Here is a 16,019-nt window from a genome sequence, read left to right as displayed (position 1 = left end):
TCCCTCTCCTCGTGAGACTCTTTCCTTACGGGGCTACGAAGGCGCCTGCCGAACAAGTGCCCTTCTTGGCGCCGACAAGGTCGCTAGCCGCGAAAGTCACTACTGGAGAGGTCGTGCTGGGTGCAGACACGCAGAATGCAGCGCCCGCTCCGACGGTCAAGGTGAGGGCGCCGGTGTTTGCACTCTTGGTGAAGCCGTACTTAGAGTTCGCTGATGGGTCGATCGTCCCAGCAGCCGGAAGCGCACCCGTGTCCGTCTGAATTGCGACAACGCCAATCTTGGCGTTGGCCACGTCCGACTGCACGCCCGACTCCTTGGCGTTGTTCTGAATGCCCAAGTAGACCGGAATTGCGATGGCGGCGAGGATGCCGATGATGATGACGACGACGAGGAGTTCGATCAGGGTGAAGCCCTTTTCGTTCGCGTCAGGGTTCTTGCGTCGGGCGTTGAGGGCGTTGAGGCTGCGAGTGAGCACGATGAGTTCCAATCGGTGAGTGGTTGCACAGGAACCGGTTTTCGGGAACCGATCAGGATTCCACTGTATGGGCAGCGATAACCCCCCACGACCCGCGAGAGAGGGCAATGTGAATTCGAAACACCCCCAGTCGTGGGGGTCAATATTCACATCGGTCATCACGGAACACGCAGCAAGCTCTGGGCGATTATTCGATTGCGCCGGCGATGCCGAAGATCGGCATGTAAAGAGCAATGACCATGCCTCCGATAATGACGCCCAGAAATGCGATCATGAGGGGCTCGATCATGGCGGTGAGCTGCTCGGTGGCCGACTGAACCTCGTCATCGTAGAAGTCCGCGATCTTGTCGAGCATGACCTCGAGCGAGCCGGCGTCTTCACCGACTGCGATCATTTGGGTAACCATAGGAGGAAACACCGGCTGGTTCAGGAGCGGCGCGGAAATGGAGTGGCCCTGGCGCACCGATTCTGCGACCTCGGTCAGGGCGTTCTCGATCACCCAGTTTCCGGAGGTCTCGCCCACGATTTTCAGTGCCTGAAGGATCGGCACGCCGGCGCCGATCATGTTCGAGAAGTTGCGAGCGAACCTGGCGACGGCGATCTTCTTTGCCAACGGCCCGAAGACCGGCAGTTTGAGTTTGAGAGGGTCAACGAACTTCCGCACTCTGTCCGTGTTCTTGTTCTTTTTCCACCAGACGCTGAAGGCGATGATGACAACGGCGAGAAGCGGCCCCACCCACGTCATCGAGCGCGAAAGGTAGACCAGAATCATCGTTGGGAGAGGCAGCTTGTCGCCCGCGCCCGCGAACATATCCTCAAAGATCGGCACGATGAAGATCAGCATGATCATGACGGCAGCGAGGGACATCAGCAGCACGATGACGGGGTAGGTCAGCGCCGACTTGATCGTGTTTCGGAGCTTGACTTCCTTTTCGAAGTTCGCAGCGATTGACTCGAGAGCGCCGTCGAGGAATCCGCCCGTTTCACCGGCCCGAACCATGTTGACCATGATCGGCGGAAACGACTCGCTGTGTTTGCCGAGCGCATCTGAGATAGATGTGCCCGACTCGACATCGTCGCGCACAAGTACGAGGAGCTTCGAGAGCGCTGCGCTTTCGGTTTGCTCGGCCAGAATGTTGAGCGCGCGCAATAGGGACAAGCCAGAGCCGATCATGGTCGCCATCTGGCGGCTCATGATGGCGAGGTCCTTCAGGCCAACGCCCTTGCTGAATCCCGGGATCGTGATTTCCCGGCTTAGTCCGGTTCCCTCCGGTGAGGCGCTAATCGAAATCGGAGACAAGCCCATCGAATTAAGCCGGGACGCTACTGCTGCCTCGCTCGAGGCATCCAACTTTCCCTTGACGATCTTCCCGGCTGAATCGCGCCCCTTATAGGTGAATGCCTGGACTGTTGCCATCAGTGCTTGTCCCGCGAGTAGGAGTCACCGAAATCGATACCACCGGAAGCTATCGCTCGTCCGATCTCATCGCTTGGGGTCTCTGAGCGTTGGATCAGTTGGCCGATGGCATCGGGTTCTTGTGCCTTTTCGAGCGCCGCTTCACGGGTGATCTGGCCGGCATCGACGAGCTCTGCCAGATGCTGGTCCATCGTGTGCATGCCCAGCCCTCGACCGGCCTGCATCATCGAGGTGATCTGGTAGGTCTTGCCCTCGCGGATCAGGTTGCCAATCGCGGGAGTGGTCACGAGCACTTCGGTGGCGACAACACGGCCCTTCCCGCTGGCCTTCTTGACCAGCGTCTGACAGACGACACCCTGCAGGGTGGCGGCCAGCTGAGCGCGCACCTGACCCTGCTGGTGAGGCGGGAAGACATCGATCACTCGGTCGACGGTCTGCGCTGCGGACTGGGTGTGCAACGTGGCGAAGACGAGGTGCCCGGTCTCAGCAGCGGTCAACGCAACCGAGATCGTCTCCAGGTCGCGGAGCTCGCCGATCAAGATCACGTCGGGGTCCTGGCGCAGAACGTGCTTTAGAGCGTTTGCGAAGCTGTGCGTGTCGTGGCCGACTTCCCGCTGGTTGACCAGTGATTTCTGATGTCTGTGCAGAAATTCGATCGGGTCTTCCACGGTCATGATGTGGTCTGCTCGGGTGCGGTTCACAAGGTCGATGAGTGCCGCGAGCGTCGTCGACTTGCCGGACCCCGTCGGTCCGGTCACGAGCACAAGCCCGCGCGCGAGCCCAGCGAATTTGCCGATGGAAGCAGGCACGCCGAGCTGCTCAAGCGGCTTGATCTCTCGGGGAATCAGACGAAAAGCTCCACCGATGGAGTTGCGCTGCTGGTAATAGTTGACACGGAAGCGAGCCCCACCAGCGGTATAGGCAAAGTCAAGTTCCTGTTCACGCTCGAACCGCTCGCGCTGGTCGGGGAGCAGCAGGCTGTAAAGGGCCTTCGTGACCTTCTCCGGCATCCATCGTGGCACCCCTTCGATGGGGCGGAGACCGCCGTCCACGCGGATGCTGGGTGGCGCACCCGCCGTGACATGAAGGTCGGACGCATTGCACATCACGACCTCCTCGAGGGCCGCCACGAGGTCGGGGTCTGCGTTGCCGAGGGCGGCGCGCTCCTCAGGGGTGAGTCTTGCTTCCGCCCTGGCAACCTGTGGGGCGATCGCCTGTGGTTCAGCGGAGCGACGACCTCCCGGGGCCGTGAATTCATCGAGCGAGTAGACCCTGGTGTTGGCTGTATCGATCGTCGTGGCGTCAACGTCGGGCATTGCGACCGGTTCAGCTTTGCGCCGGTCGGGATCGCCAAGGCGCCAGCTGCCCTCGGCAGCCCCTGGGGGCGTGACCGGGATTTCGTAAATGGGCTGGCTCATGCAGATGTCCCCTTTTGCACTATGCGACCACTCGCAAGATTTCTTCGATCGATGTCAAACCCATTTGCGCCTTCGCCCAGCCATCCTCGCGGAGGGTGATCATGCCGTGTTCGCGCGCCACCCGGCCGATTTCGGCGCTCGATGCTCGGGCCACGGCGAGCCGCTCGATCTCCTCGGTCACGGTCATCACCTCGTGCACGGCGATGCGCCCCCGGTATCCGGTCTTTGAGCACTGCGTGCAGCCGACCGCCTCGAAGATCGTGGGCAGCGGGCGCTCCAGGTCGAACGAGAAGCGCAGCCGCGTCAGATAGTCGGCGGTCAGAGCGGATGGCGTCTTGCACTTATCGCAGAGACGGCGGGCGAGTCGCTGGGCCACCACGCAGTCGAGTGCAGAGCCCACCAGGAAGGGCTCGATGCCCATTTCCGTGAGCCGGGTGATGGCGCTCGGCGCGTCGTTGGTGTGCAGGGTGGAGAGCACGAGGTGCCCGGTCAACGACGCCTCAATGGCGATCTGTGCGGTCTCGTGGTCGCGGATCTCACCCAGCAGGACGACATCCGGGTCGCTTCGCAGGATGGAACGCAGCGCACTCGCAAAGGTGAGGCCCGCCTTCGGGTTCACCTGCACCTGATTGATGCCCGCCATGCGGTACTCGACCGGGTCTTCGACCGTGATCACATTGATCTCGGGGCGGGCGACCGCGCCCAGGGTCGTATAGAGAGTGGTCGACTTGCCCGAACCGGTGGGTCCGGTGATCAGGATCATGCCGTAGGGCTTGGAGTACGAGGTCTTGTAGGCCTCGAAGTTGTGCTCGAGCAGGGCCAGCGCGCGCACGTCGAGGGTCGTGTTCGAATTGTCGAGGATACGCATGACGACCTTCTCGCCCCACACGGTGGGGAGGGTCGCGACGCGCAGATCGATCTGGCGGCCGGCGTGGCGCACGGTCATGCGGCCGTCCTGCGGTTTGCGCCGCTCGGCGATGTCGATATCGCTCATGATCTTGAGCCGGGAGATGACGCCGTTCTGGATGCTCTTCGGCGCGGTCTGCATCTCGTGCAGCACCCCGTCGATGCGGTAGCGCACCCGCAGGTTGTGCTCGCCGGGTTCGATGTGAATATCGGAGGCCAGGTCCTGGATGGCCTGACTGACCAGCAGGTTCACGAACCGCACGATCGGGGCGTCGTCGTCGATGGAATCGGAGACGCCGAAGGAGGTGCTCTCGGCGGCGGCGTTCTCTTCCTCGAGTGTGGAGGTGAGGTCGCTGAGCTCGTCGTCGGCTCGGTGGTAGCGGGTGATGGCGGCGAGCAGGTCGGCGCGCTCGGCGACAACCTGGGTGACGCGCATCCGTGATGCTTCGCGCACGTCGTCGACGGCAAAAACGTTGCCGGGATCGACCATGGCCAGGATGAGGCGACCATCGTCGACCGCGATCGGGAGCACCTCGTGGCGCTTGCAGACGGCCACCGGCACGAGTGACACCGCCAGGCGATCGACCGGGTAGTCGATCAGCTCGACGAAGGGCAGGTTGGCCTGCTGGGCCCGAGCCTTGGCGAACTGCACCTCGGTGATGACGCCCTTGGCCACGAGGGCGCGAACGGCAGACTCGTCGGCGGGGTCGCCGGCCATGAGGTGGTCCAGCTCCTCAATGGGAAGCAGGCCGTGCAGGATCAAGATTTCGGTGAGGCTGGCCACGCGATCCTCTCGAACAGGCTCGGCAAGTAAGTAACGAATAACGCTATCTCTGGGGCGGGAAGTCTTGCCAGACCCACAATGAGGGGGGCACGGCTCGAAAAAAGCCTCTGATTAGTGATCCTAATGGGGCCCGGCAGCGACTCGGTTACGGCCCGCGGATCGCAGGCGGAATGGGTTGGCTCGTGGGGCGTCCCCTGTGGCGATTTTCACCCTGCCTGCCTGCCTGCTCTGCGCAGCCTAAACACCCATCCAGAGGTTGTCGATGATGTTCTGTGTGTAGCCCAGCGGGCCAGCGTTCGTGTACTTCGTGGCGAGCCAGATGCCGTTGCGCAGAAAATGTGACTCCCCGAAGGCGCCATCCACCGTGTTCGTCTGGATGACGCAGCGGCGGCCCTCCGATTGGTTGAAACATTCCAGGCCCTTCGCGACGAGCCTGGCCTCCACGGCCGCGCTCTGCTCCGGGGTCACCCAGACCACGTTGGTGATGATGCCGGTGTCGGATCCCCCGTAGGGGCTCGCCCAAACGCAGGTCAGGTGGTCAAGGGCGTCGATCTGGGCCCGCAACTCGGAGTCATCCGTGCCGTGGGCCACCCCGTTGTCCTGGTCCTGACTCCACTCGGGATTCAGCGTGAGGTCGCCGAGTGCATGGATCATTTCCGGGGTGTAGAGCTGCGTGCAGGTGGCCGGACGCGGAACGCCCGGCGCCGCGGCCTGCCCGGGTGCAGCGGTTGCGGATTGGCCCGGCTCAGGGTTTGCCGTGGGCGCCTGGGTGGGTGTTACCGTGGCAGGCGATTCTGTAGCGCCGGGTGTCTTGGTTGGGGTGGGCGGCACTGTGGCGGTTCCGGTGCCGGTTCCGGTGCCGGTTCCGGTTCCGGTGCCGGTGCCGGAGCCGGTTCCATTGGCGGTTCCGGTGGCGTCGACTGCGCGTGGAAAGCCTTCGCCGACCCGCCAGACCAGCGCCACCACGAGAACAATGAGGAGTGCGGAGGCGAATGCGGCCAGTCCGATCCAGGCTCGTCGTCGGGCTGCTGGCGGGCCCCCTACCGGGGACGAGTGGCCGGCGGCGCTCTCGTTCTCGGCCGCATTCTCTGGACTCATCGGCGTCTCCTCCGAGGTTGTGCCTCCACCATTGCCGGGGTCTCAATTGAGGCAACGGATGGCAAGGGACGGCCCCCGTGCGGCAGTCTCTGATCGAATACAAATTCGATATTCTTGACCAATTTCGGTGAGAAACTCTCGACAACAGATGCGGGCTGAGGTATCCTCGTAACATGACCAACCTCGCGGAAGACCTCAGGCAGGCGGCCGACGCCGTGGCCCTGCTGGGCTCCTCGAGCGCCGACCTTGCGGCCCTGCCCGACGCTGACGTGTTGACAGGGCAGACGCGAATCGCTTCGGCCCGCCGCCTCCTCGACACCTACTCCGTCTGGATGGCGGCGACCATCGCCGAGAGGTCCCGACCGGAGCTCGGGCACTCGGGGCTGGCGGCCCAGCAGGGGTTTCTCTCACCGGAGGCGTTGATCCAGAAGTGGACCGGGTCGTCGAAGGGTGACGCCTACAAGCTCGTGGCCGTCGGCACCATGATGGCCGACGCGGAGGCGGCGGAGAAGCGTGTCGAGGCGGCACTCTCCTCGCCCGACAGGGACGCTGCCGAGGTTGCGGGGTTCGAGGCGAAGGTGCCGTGGCAGGCACCGATCGCCCGGGCCGTCACCGCGGGAACGCTGTCTGTCGACGCGGCCGAGTCGATCCGCGCGGGACTCGGCCAGATCGACGCGGCGGTCACGGCGGAGAGGCTCGGTGCGGCGCTGGAGGCGCTGCTGGTCGAGGCGGCCTCGTTGAATGCCGACGAGGTCTTCAAACGGGCGAGACGGATGCGCGACTCGCTCGACGAGGCCGGCATCGCCGCCCGCGAGAAGCAGGCCTACGACGACCGCTACCTGAAGGTCTACCGGCTCAATAACGGCAATGTGCGCCTGAACGGGCTGTTCTCGCCCGAAGACGGCGAGTTCGTGCTCTCCACCTTCGACTCCATCACCGGCCCACGCCGTGGCGGGGTGCGCTTCGTCGACAAGGAGCGGGCCTCATGGGCGAAGAAGATGCAAGATGACCCGCGCACGAACGAGCAGATCGCCGCGGACTCGCTCGTACAGCTGCTCAAGATCGCCGGGGAGGCCGACCCGGGCCGAGTGTTCGGCGGGCGCCGGCCCGCGGTGCGGGTCATCGTGACCGAGAAGGCGCTCAACGGTGGTCAGGCCGGCCAGGCGGATCAGGCCGGCCAGACGGATCAGGCCGGCCAGGCGGATCAAACCGGCCAGACGGATCAGGCCGAGAAGGTCAGCGAGCACGGGTCGGCCGAAACAGCCGCGCACGGGCTGATCGACGGAAATCCGGTCCCGATCTCGCAGGAAACCATTGACCGGTTGCTTTGTGACACCGGCACCCGCGGAATCAAGTTCGATGACAACGGGCTAATCGTGAATGTCGGCCGCGAGGCGCGACTCTTCACCGAGAAACAGCGGGCCGCGATGGCCGTACGCGATGGCGGATGCCTCTGGATCGACTGCGACCGGTCACCCGCCTGGAACGAAGCCCACCACATCAACGAGTGGTTGAAGGACAACGGGTACACCGATCTCGCCGACGGCGTCCTGCTGTGTCATCCGCACCATCTGCTGCTGCACAATCAGCACTGGACGATCATCCGAACGGGGACGCAGTACTGGCTGCGGCCACCGGTGGAGGTCGATTTGGAGCAGACTCTGGTCGCGTTGCCGAGCAAGAGGGCGGGGTTGTAGGGCAGTCTCAGGTGAGTCGTGCGGGTGAGTGCTCCTGGTCACTGGTCACTGGTCACTGGTCACTGGTCACTGGTCACTGGTCACTGGTCACGACAGGCTCGACCCACCGGTGGGGGAACCTCGGGAGGGCGGCGCACCGGGTTTCGACAGGCTCAACCACCGGACGGGGGAACTCCGGAGGGCGGCGCACCGGGTTTCGACAGGCTCAACCACCGGTGGGGGAACCTCGGGAGGGCGGCGCACCGGGTTTCGACAGGCTCAACCACCGGACGGGGAAACTCCGGAGGGCGGCGCACCGGGTTTCGACAGGCTCGACCACCGGTGGGGGAACCTCGGGAGGGCGGCGCACCGGGTTTCGACAGGCTCAACCACCGAGTGCGGGAAACCTCAGCACGTCGAGGCTCGACGACCCGGGTCAGGGGGCGACGAGCAGGGCGGGATACGCGCTCGGGGCCGGCTTCGAGAAGAGGTAGCCCTGGCCGTAGCGGCAGCCCATCCCCCGCAGCAGGTCTCGCTGCGAGGCTGTTTCGATGCCCTCCGCGACGACATCCAGGTTCAGGGAGTCGGCCAGACGCAGGATTCCCTCCACGATCGCCCGATCGTGATCGGAACTCTCGAGGTCTCGGATGAACGTCAGATCGATCTTGAGGAGGTCGACTGTGAACGCGCGCAGGTGGGTGAACGACGAATACCCTGTGCCGAAGTCGTCGATCGCCAGCCGCACGCCGACTCCGCGCAGCTCCTGGAAGGTGCGGGCGGCGGAATCGATAGCCTCCAGCACCGCACTCTCGGTCAACTCCAGCCAGAGCCGTTCCGGTGGCAGGCCCGACTCGGCGAGGACCCGTTTGACGACGTCACCGAAGTCATCCTGCACGAACTGCCGCGCGGACACGTTGACGCTGACCGCCATTCCCTGTTCCAACGCCGTGGCCGCCCGGCACGCCTGACCGAGCACGGTCGACCCGATCCCCTTGATCAGGCCCACTTCCTCAGCCAGCGCAATGAAGTCGCCCGGCATGACGAGCCCGCGTTCGGGCCTCCGCCAGCGCGCCAGTGCCTCGGTGGCCACCACGGTGTGGTTCTGCAGATCCACGATCGGCTGATACCAGGTTTCGATCTCGCCCAGGTCGACTGCGTCGCGCAGGGCGAGTTCGCTGTCGAGCCGCTGATGGATGCGGTACCGCAGGTCGTCGTCGAAGACCTCGTAGCGGGCGCGTCCGCGATCCTTCGCCAGGTACATGGCCTGGTCCGCGTTACGCAGGAGCACCTCGGCGTCGTCGTGCCCGAGGCCGAAGGCGATTCCGATGCTGGCATCGACGGATGCGATCTGGTCACCGATCATGATCGGCCGCGCGATGGATGCCTGGATCGAATCGGCGATGCGGTGCACGTCCTCGCTGCCACCGACATCCGGGCAGATCACGACGAACTCGTCGCCCCCGATCCGGGACACCGTGTCGCTGGCCCGGATGCTCTGCCGGAGGCGGATGGCAACCTCGGTCAGCACCGCGTCGCCGGCGTGGTGCCCGAGGCTGTCATTGACGAACTTGAACCGGTCGAGGTCGATGAACAGCACCGCAACACCGCGACTCCGGCGTGACGCCTGCAGCAGTGCCTGCTTCAAACGGTCGAGCAGCAGCAGGCGGTTGGGCAGGTTGGTCAGCGGATCATGGAAGGCCAGGTGCTCCACCCGTGCCTCCGCAAGGCGCCGGGCGGTGATGTCCTCTACCTGGTAGAGCAGTCCTCCGGCCTGGTCACCCTCGAAGATCTCCGCGATCTCGGCGATGCTGACCTTGACCCAGGTGTCCTGGTTGCCGCCGTGGCGCATCCGTCGGTCCAGCCGCTGACGGGTGGACGCAGCGCCCTGACCAGCGCCCTCCGGCAGATCGTCGTCACCGTTCTCGGCCGGCATGAAGATCGTTTCGATCTGCTCGGCCACCAGGGTGTCGGTGCGTCCCGCCAGACCCAGGAGCCGCTTGTTGGCGGCCACGATCTGACCGTCCACCGTCACGATGGCCGTTCCAAGCGGCGAGGAGGCGAAGGCGGCCTCGAACCGGGCGGCGGCGGCCGCCGCCGCGTTCTCGGCCGCACGCTGGGCGGTCACATCGGTGACGCTGGCCAGGTGCCCGATGATGCCCTGGTTGTCACGCATTGGGGCGGTGCTCACCTGCACCCAGTTGACCTGGCCGGTCGGAGTGCGGAACCGCAGGGTAGTTTCGTAGGCCACGCCGGCGGCGGCGCTCGCTTGCCACTCACGGACCACGCGCTCCGCATCGTCGGGATGCACGGCCTTCGCCCAGCCGTCGCGGCGCGACTCGGCCTTGGTGAGACCGCTGAGCGCCAACCACTGGTCGTTGGCAGAGATGAGCCCGCCTTCGGCGTCTAACTGCACTATTCCGACCGGTGCGATCTTGATCAGGGTGTGCAGCGTGTCGGCCGTCTCCGCGAGCTGGCGGGTGCGGTTCTCGACCGTGTCCTCCAGCGTGTGGTTGGCCTCGGCGAGAGCGTGCATGGCGGCATCGCGCTCGCGATCGAGGTTGCGCAGCCGTTTAGCCGCGACCCAGGCCAGTACGCCGGTGAGTACCGTCAGACCCAGGACCAGGCCGGCAACGCCGAACTCCGTGTCATACCACCCCTGACGCTCACCCCACAGCAGGATCCAACCGAGCACGAACGGGCCCGGAACAAGAAATGGGAGTACCTGATAGAGGAGTCGGCCCGCGCTCCCCCCGTCGCGGAGAAGGCCGATCAGGCCGGCATCGGGGCGTTGGAACAACAGCGCCGCCGCCAGGATCGCAATCCCCAAGGCCGTCGGCCAGGCCATGCTGGTGTAGCCGCCGATCGAATAGAGCGAGGAGACACCGTAGGCGTAGCCCAGGGTCGCGACGAGGCTGACGCCCAGGGCCCCGAAGGCAAAACCGAGCATCGGGGCGGATCGAACGGCTCGGCTGGCGACGACGGATGCCCCGAGCAAGGTGAGAGCTACGGCCGTGGACGGCGCCATGCGCTCGGGCAGCCCCTCGAAGTCGATTCCGGGCAGGAGCGTATCGATGCCGAATGAACGATCGAGCACGAACTCGGCGAAAGTGAGAGCACCGATCACGAGGGCCGACAGCCCCAGCGCCAGGGTCAGCCGGCGACGTTCGACAACAAGCAATGCCACTGACACCAAGACGAGCCCGACGGCCGCCATCGGCTTCATTGCCAGTAGGGAGACGAGCGCCGGCGGCAGAGAACCGATGCCGACATACCAGGAGACGAGAATAATGACCCCTGCGGCGCCGACCAGCGTCGCACCGAACTGCCCAATCACGCGCATGCTGTTCCTTTGATTCCGAAAAGCAACAGTGCTGGTCGTTGTTCCAACAATACCGGCTGCGGGAATTGCGCGGATCCGCCGATCGATGGGCGTGCGCTACGCACCGGCCCACACATTGGCGATGATGTCGTGCGTGTAGCCGTCCGGTCCGGCATTGAAGTAGCTGGTGGCCAGCCAGAGGCCGTCGCGAAGGAAGTGCGACTCACCCGTGATTTCACCGTCGTTCGTGGACTCGATGAGGCAGCGCATGCCGCCGAGTTCCTCATAACAGTTCATGCCGATCGCGGTCAGCCGGCTCTGCACTGCGGCCGACTGCTCCGGGGTGACCCACACGAGTTCCGTGGTGAGACCCAGACCGGATCCGCCGTTCTCGTTCGCCCAGACACAGGTGAGGGGTTTCCCGGCGGCGTCGATCAGAGCAATGAGTTCCTGGTCTTCGGACCCTCGGTTGACTCCCGAGTTCTCCTCGGCGACCCAGGCGGGGTTGAGCACGAGATCGCCGAAGGCAGACACGATCGCCGGGCTGTACAGCTCGTCGCAGGTCGACGGACGCGGCCCGTCCGGCGCCGACGTCTGCTCCGGCAGCGCGGCGAGGGCCAGGGGTGCCGGGGACGAGTGCGGCTGCGGGCGCCCGGTGTCCTCCACGGCGCCGGGGGTGCTCGCGCCGCCACGCCACACGATGAGTAGGACGACGAGGGCGATGACCAGCAGGGAGCCGACGGCGCCGAGGAGCACCCACATCCGTCGACGCGTCATTGCCGAAGCGGACACCGGACCTGCAGCCATGCGATACCCCCAGAGAGTTCTGGTCAGCTTATCGCGGGTGCCGTCGGGCCCGGGTCTCGACAGGCTCGGGTCTCGACAAGCTCGACCACCGGGGATGCTCGACCAGCGAGGTTGCTCAACTAGCGAGGTTGCTCGACCACCGGCCGTTAACGGCGGATGGCCCCCTGCCGAAGCAGGGGGCCATCCAGGGAACCTATCGCTAGTGACTAGTTGTAGGTGCCGGGGGTGAAGTCATCCGACGAGAAGCTGTCGAAGTCGACAAAACTCAGGTCACCCTCGTTGAACGCTGCATCATCGGTGAAGATGCGGTTCGGGTAACGCTCAGCCTTGGCTTCATCCGTTGCCTCGACGGTGACGTCGCGGTAGCGGGGAAGACCGGTGCCGGCCGGGATCAACTTACCGATGATGACGTTCTCCTTGAGGCCCATCAGCGGGTCGCTCTTGCCTTCCATGGCCGCCTGGGTCAGAACCCGGGTGGTCTCCTGGAAGGAAGCGGCCGACAGCCAGGACTCGGTCGCCAGCGAAGCCTTGGTGATACCCATGACTTCCTGACGGGCCGAAGCCGTCTTCTTGCCTTCGGTGAGCGCCGTGCGGTTGAGGTCGTTGTACTTCAACCGGTCGACGAGCTCGCCCGGGAGCAGGCCGGTGTCGCCGTGCTCGACGACGGTCACCTTGCGAAGCATCTGACGAACAATGACCTCGATGTGCTTGTCGTGAATCGGCACACCCTGCGAGCGGTAGACGTCCTGCACTCCACCGACGATGTGCTTCTGCACGGCGCGAACACCCTTGACGCGAAGAACTTCCTTCGGGTCGACGGCGCCGATGATGATCTGCGTGCCGAGCTCGACGTGCTGGCCATCCTCGACGAGGAGGGTGGAGCGCTTGAGCACCGGGTAGGCAATCGGCTCATCGCCGTTGTCGGGGGTCAAGATGACCTTCCGGCTGCGGTCGGTGTCTTCGATGGTGATGCGACCGGCGGTGTCGACGATCGGCGACGCACCCTTGGGGGTACGGGCCTCGAACAGTTCCTGCACGCGAGGCAGACCCTGGGTGATGTCGTCGGCGGATGCCGATCCACCGGTGTGGAAGGTACGCATCGTGAGCTGGGTACCCGGCTCACCGATGGACTGCGCGGCGATGATACCGACGGCCTCACCGATGTCGACGAGCAGCCCCGTGGCGAGCGAACGGCCGTAGCACACCGCGCAGACACCGACGGCCGACTCACAGGTCAGGACCGAGCGCACCTTGATGGTTTCGACACCGGCCTCGACCAGCTTGTCGATGAGCACGTCGCCCACGTCGTCGCCGGCGTCGGCGACAACCTCGCCCTTGGCGTTGACCGCCGGGGTGGCCAGGCTGCGAGCGTAGACCGCGTTCTCCACGTTGGGGTGGCGAACGAGATCGCCCATCGCGTTGACCTCGGCGATCGGCAGTTCCAGACCCTTGGTCGTGCCGCAGTCGTCTTCGCGGATGATGACATCCTGCGAGACGTCCACGAGACGACGCGTGAGGTACCCGGAGTCGGCGGTACGCAGAGCCGTGTCGGCCAGACCCTTACGAGCACCGTGAGTAGCAATGAAGTACTCGGCGACGGACAGGCCTTCGCGGTAGCTCGAGATGATCGGGCGAGGGATGATCTCACCCTTCGGGTTGTTGACCAGGCCTCGCATACCGGCGATGTTGCGCACCTGCAGCCAGTTACCACGGGCGCCGGAGGTGACCATTCGGTTGATGGTGTTGTCGGCCGGGAAGTTCTCCTGCATGGCCGCGGCAACGTCTTCGGTTGCCTTGGTCCAGATCTGGATGAGCTCCTGGCGACGCTCGAGGTCGGTCGTGAGACCCTTCTCGAACTGCGACTGCACCTTGGCGGCCTGCTTCTCGTAGCCGGCAACGATCTGCGGCTTGTTCGGCGGGGTCAGGATGTCGCTGAGCGCCACGGTCACACCGGACCGGGTGGCCCAGTAGAAACCGGCGTCCTTGACGCGGTCAAGCGTCGCGGCAACCTCCACCTTCGGGTACCGCTCGGCGAGGTCGTTGACGATCGCCGAGAGGCTGCCCTTGTCGGCGACCTTCTCGAAGTACGGGTAGTCGACCGGCATGGCCTCGTTGAAGATCGCGCGGCCGAGCGTGGTGGTCACCAGCACGGTTCCGACGGCCTGACCGTTGACGAGTTCGACGCCGTCGGGCTGCGTGCCCTCTTCGAAGTACTTGTCGGTCAGACGGATGCGCACCTTGGCGTTCAGGTCGAGGCCCTGGTTCGCGTCCTTCTTCTGGTCGAAAGCGAGAATCGCTTCCGAGATCGAGGAGAACGCACGGCCCTCGCCGATGACGCCTTCCTTGAGCGTGGTCAGGTGGTGCAGCCCGATGATCATGTCCTGCGTGGGCAGGGTCACCGGGCGACCGTCGGACGGCTTCAGGATGTTGTTCGAGGCGAGCATCAGGATGCGTGCTTCGGCCTGGGCTTCCATCGACAGCGGCAGGTGGACTGCCATCTGGTCACCATCGAAGTCGGCGTTGAACGCGGCACAGACGAGAGGGTGCAGCTGGATGGCCTTACCCTCGACGAGCTGAGGCTCGAACGCCTGGATGCCGAGGCGGTGAAGCGTCGGCGCACGGTTCAGCAGCACGGGGCGCTCGCGGATGATCTCCTCGAGCACGTCCCAGACCTGCGGGCGGCTCCGCTCGACCATGCGCTTGGCGGCCTTGATGTTCTGTGCGTGGCTCAGGTCGATCAGGCGCTTGATCACGAACGGCTTGAACAGCTCGAGTGCCATCTGCTTGGGCAGACCACACTGGTGCAGCTTGAGCTGCGGGCCGACGACGATGACCGAACGGCCGGAGTAGTCGACGCGCTTGCCGAGCAGGTTCTGGCGGAAACGACCCTGCTTGCCCTTGAGCATGTCGCTCAGGGACTTGAGGGCGCGGTTGCCGGTACCCGTGACGGGGCGGCCACGACGACCGTTGTCGAAGAGCGCGTCAACGGCCTCCTGCAGCATCCGCTTCTCGTTGTTCACAATGATCTCGGGGGCACCGAGGTCAAGCAGACGACGCAGGCGGTTGTTGCGGTTGATCACACGACGGTAGAGGTCGTTGAGGTCGGAGGTCGCGAAGCGGCCACCGTCGAGCTGCACCATCGGGCGCAGTTCGGGCGGGATCACGGGCACGACGTCGAGCACCATGGCGGCCGGCGAGTTGCCGGTGATGATGAACGCGTTGACCACGCGGAGGCGCTTGATCGCGCGGATCTTCTTCTGGCCCTTGCCCTCGGCGATCTGCAGGTGCAGGTTTTCGCTCTCGGTGACCAGGTCGAAGGCCTCGAGGCGCTTCTTGATGGCTTCGGCGCCCATGTAGGCCTCGAAGTACATGCCGAAGCGGTCCTGCAGCTCGTGGAAGACCGAGTCCTCGGGCTTGAGGTCGCCGACCTTGAGGGTGCGGAAGTCCTCCCACACGCGCTCGAGGTGAGCGATCTGCTCGTCGAGAGACTTGCGGACCTGGCTCATCTCCTTCTCGGCTGCGTCCTTGGTGCGCTTCTTCTGGTCGCTCTTGGCGCCCTCGGCCTCGAGTGCGGCGAGGTCGGTTTCGAGGCGCTGCAGACGGTCAGCGATCCGGGAATCGCGCTGGCCTTCGATGGTCTTGATCTCGAGGCGGAGCTCGTTCTCAAGGCCGGGCATGTCCTGGTGGCGGCCGTCTTCGTCAACCGTGATGACCATGTACGCGGCGAAGTAGATGACCTTTTCGAGGTCCTTCGGAGCCATGTCCAGCAGGTAGCCGAGACGTGAGGGGACACCCTTGAAGTACCAGATGTGGGTGACCGGGGCGGCGAGTTCGATGTGGCCCATGCGCTCACGGCGCACCGACGACTTGGTGACCTCTACACCACAACGCTCACAGACGATGCCTTTGAAGCGCACCCGCTTGTACTTGCCGCACGAGCATTCCCAGTCCCTGGACGGGCCGAAGATCTGCTCGCCGAACAGGCCGTCTTTTTCCGGCTTGAGCGTGCGGTAGTTGATGGTTTCGGGCTTCTTGACCTCACCATGGGACCAGCGACGGATGTCGTCGGCGGTCGCAAGGCCAATGCGAAGCTCGTCAAATGTGGTTACGTCGAGCAAT

9 protein-coding genes are annotated in these 16,019 nt (G+C 64.7%); 1 reads left to right on the top strand and 8 read right to left on the bottom strand.

From position 1 onward, the window contains the following. Positions 1 to 25 precede the first annotated feature (25 nt). The 5 genes from E3T28_RS17530 to E3T28_RS17050 form a co-directional block, all read right to left on the bottom strand. Positions 26 to 475 (bottom strand): type II secretion system protein, encoded by a 450-nt coding sequence (locus E3T28_RS17530; RefSeq protein ID WP_277613354.1) that lies wholly within the window; start codon positions 473 to 475, stop codon positions 26 to 28. A gap of 187 nt (positions 476 to 662) precedes the next feature. Beyond that, the gene (locus tag E3T28_RS01875; RefSeq protein WP_166786896.1) at positions 663 to 1,892 is read right to left on the bottom strand and encodes a type II secretion system F family protein; all 1,230 of its coding nucleotides are present in this window, start codon (positions 1,890 to 1,892) and stop codon (positions 663 to 665) included. Then, the gene (locus tag E3T28_RS01870; protein WP_277613353.1) at positions 1,892 to 3,310 is read right to left on the bottom strand and encodes a type IV pilus twitching motility protein PilT; all 1,419 of its coding nucleotides are present in this window, start codon (positions 3,308 to 3,310) and stop codon (positions 1,892 to 1,894) included. Before E3T28_RS01870 ends, E3T28_RS01875 begins: the two co-directional genes overlap by 1 nt. A gap of 19 nt (positions 3,311 to 3,329) precedes the next feature. Further along, positions 3,330 to 5,000 carry a GspE/PulE family protein gene (locus E3T28_RS01865; protein ID WP_134427385.1) on the bottom strand — a complete coding sequence of 557 codons (1,671 nt, stop codon included), beginning with the start codon at positions 4,998 to 5,000 and terminating at the stop codon, positions 3,330 to 3,332. A 237-nt stretch (positions 5,001 to 5,237) separates the two neighbouring features. After that, positions 5,238 to 6,098 (bottom strand): hypothetical protein, encoded by an 861-nt coding sequence (locus tag E3T28_RS17050; protein ID WP_134427382.1) that lies wholly within the window; start codon positions 6,096 to 6,098, stop codon positions 5,238 to 5,240. A 173-nt stretch (positions 6,099 to 6,271) separates the two neighbouring features. Between E3T28_RS17050 and E3T28_RS01855 the strand changes: the two genes are divergently transcribed. Further along, positions 6,272 to 7,795: a DUF222 domain-containing protein gene (locus tag E3T28_RS01855; protein ID WP_134427379.1), complete on the top strand. Its 1,524-nt coding sequence runs from the start codon at positions 6,272 to 6,274 to the stop codon at positions 7,793 to 7,795. 415 nt (positions 7,796 to 8,210) lie between these two features. On the opposite strand, the gene E3T28_RS01845 is transcribed toward E3T28_RS01855, so the two are convergent. The 3 genes from E3T28_RS01845 to E3T28_RS01835 all read right to left on the bottom strand — a co-directional run bounded on the left by E3T28_RS01845 (position 8,211) and on the right by E3T28_RS01835 (position 16,018). Next, positions 8,211 to 11,114, bottom strand: coding sequence for a putative bifunctional diguanylate cyclase/phosphodiesterase (locus E3T28_RS01845; RefSeq protein WP_134427373.1), 2,904 nt, complete (start codon positions 11,112 to 11,114; stop codon positions 8,211 to 8,213). Positions 11,115 to 11,210: 96 nt separating this feature from the next. Further along, entirely contained in the window at positions 11,211 to 11,870 is a 660-nt protein-coding gene (locus tag E3T28_RS01840; RefSeq protein ID WP_134427370.1) for a hypothetical protein, read from the bottom strand. Positions 11,871 to 12,106: 236 nt separating this feature from the next. After that, positions 12,107 to 16,018, bottom strand: coding sequence for a DNA-directed RNA polymerase subunit beta' (locus E3T28_RS01835; RefSeq protein WP_134427367.1), 3,912 nt, complete (start codon positions 16,016 to 16,018; stop codon positions 12,107 to 12,109). Position 16,019 lies beyond the last annotated feature (1 nt).

This window comes from Cryobacterium sinapicolor (assembly GCF_004403465.1).
GTDB classification, from domain to species: domain Bacteria; phylum Actinomycetota; class Actinomycetes; order Actinomycetales; family Microbacteriaceae; genus Cryobacterium; species Cryobacterium sinapicolor.
Note: the sequence above shows the minus strand (reverse complement) of the source record. Positions and strands in the feature narration are given on the sequence as shown.

Excerpts from the sequence above, each read along its gene's own strand:
- E3T28_RS01875 (WP_166786896.1), bottom strand. The coding sequence starts at position 1,892 with ATGGCAACAGTCCAGGCATTCACCTATAAGGGGCGCGATTCAGCCGGG.
- E3T28_RS01870 (WP_277613353.1), bottom strand. The coding sequence starts at position 3,310 with ATGAGCCAGCCCATTTACGAAATCCCGGTCACGCCCCCAGGGGCTGCC.
- E3T28_RS17050 (WP_134427382.1), bottom strand. The coding sequence starts at position 6,098 with ATGAGTCCAGAGAATGCGGCCGAGAACGAGAGCGCCGCCGGCCACTCG.
- E3T28_RS01855 (WP_134427379.1), top strand. The coding sequence starts at position 6,272 with ATGACCAACCTCGCGGAAGACCTCAGGCAGGCGGCCGACGCCGTGGCC.
- E3T28_RS01845 (WP_134427373.1), bottom strand. The coding sequence starts at position 11,114 with ATGCGCGTGATTGGGCAGTTCGGTGCGACGCTGGTCGGCGCCGCAGGG.
- E3T28_RS01840 (WP_134427370.1), bottom strand. The coding sequence starts at position 11,870 with ATGACGCGTCGACGGATGTGGGTGCTCCTCGGCGCCGTCGGCTCCCTG.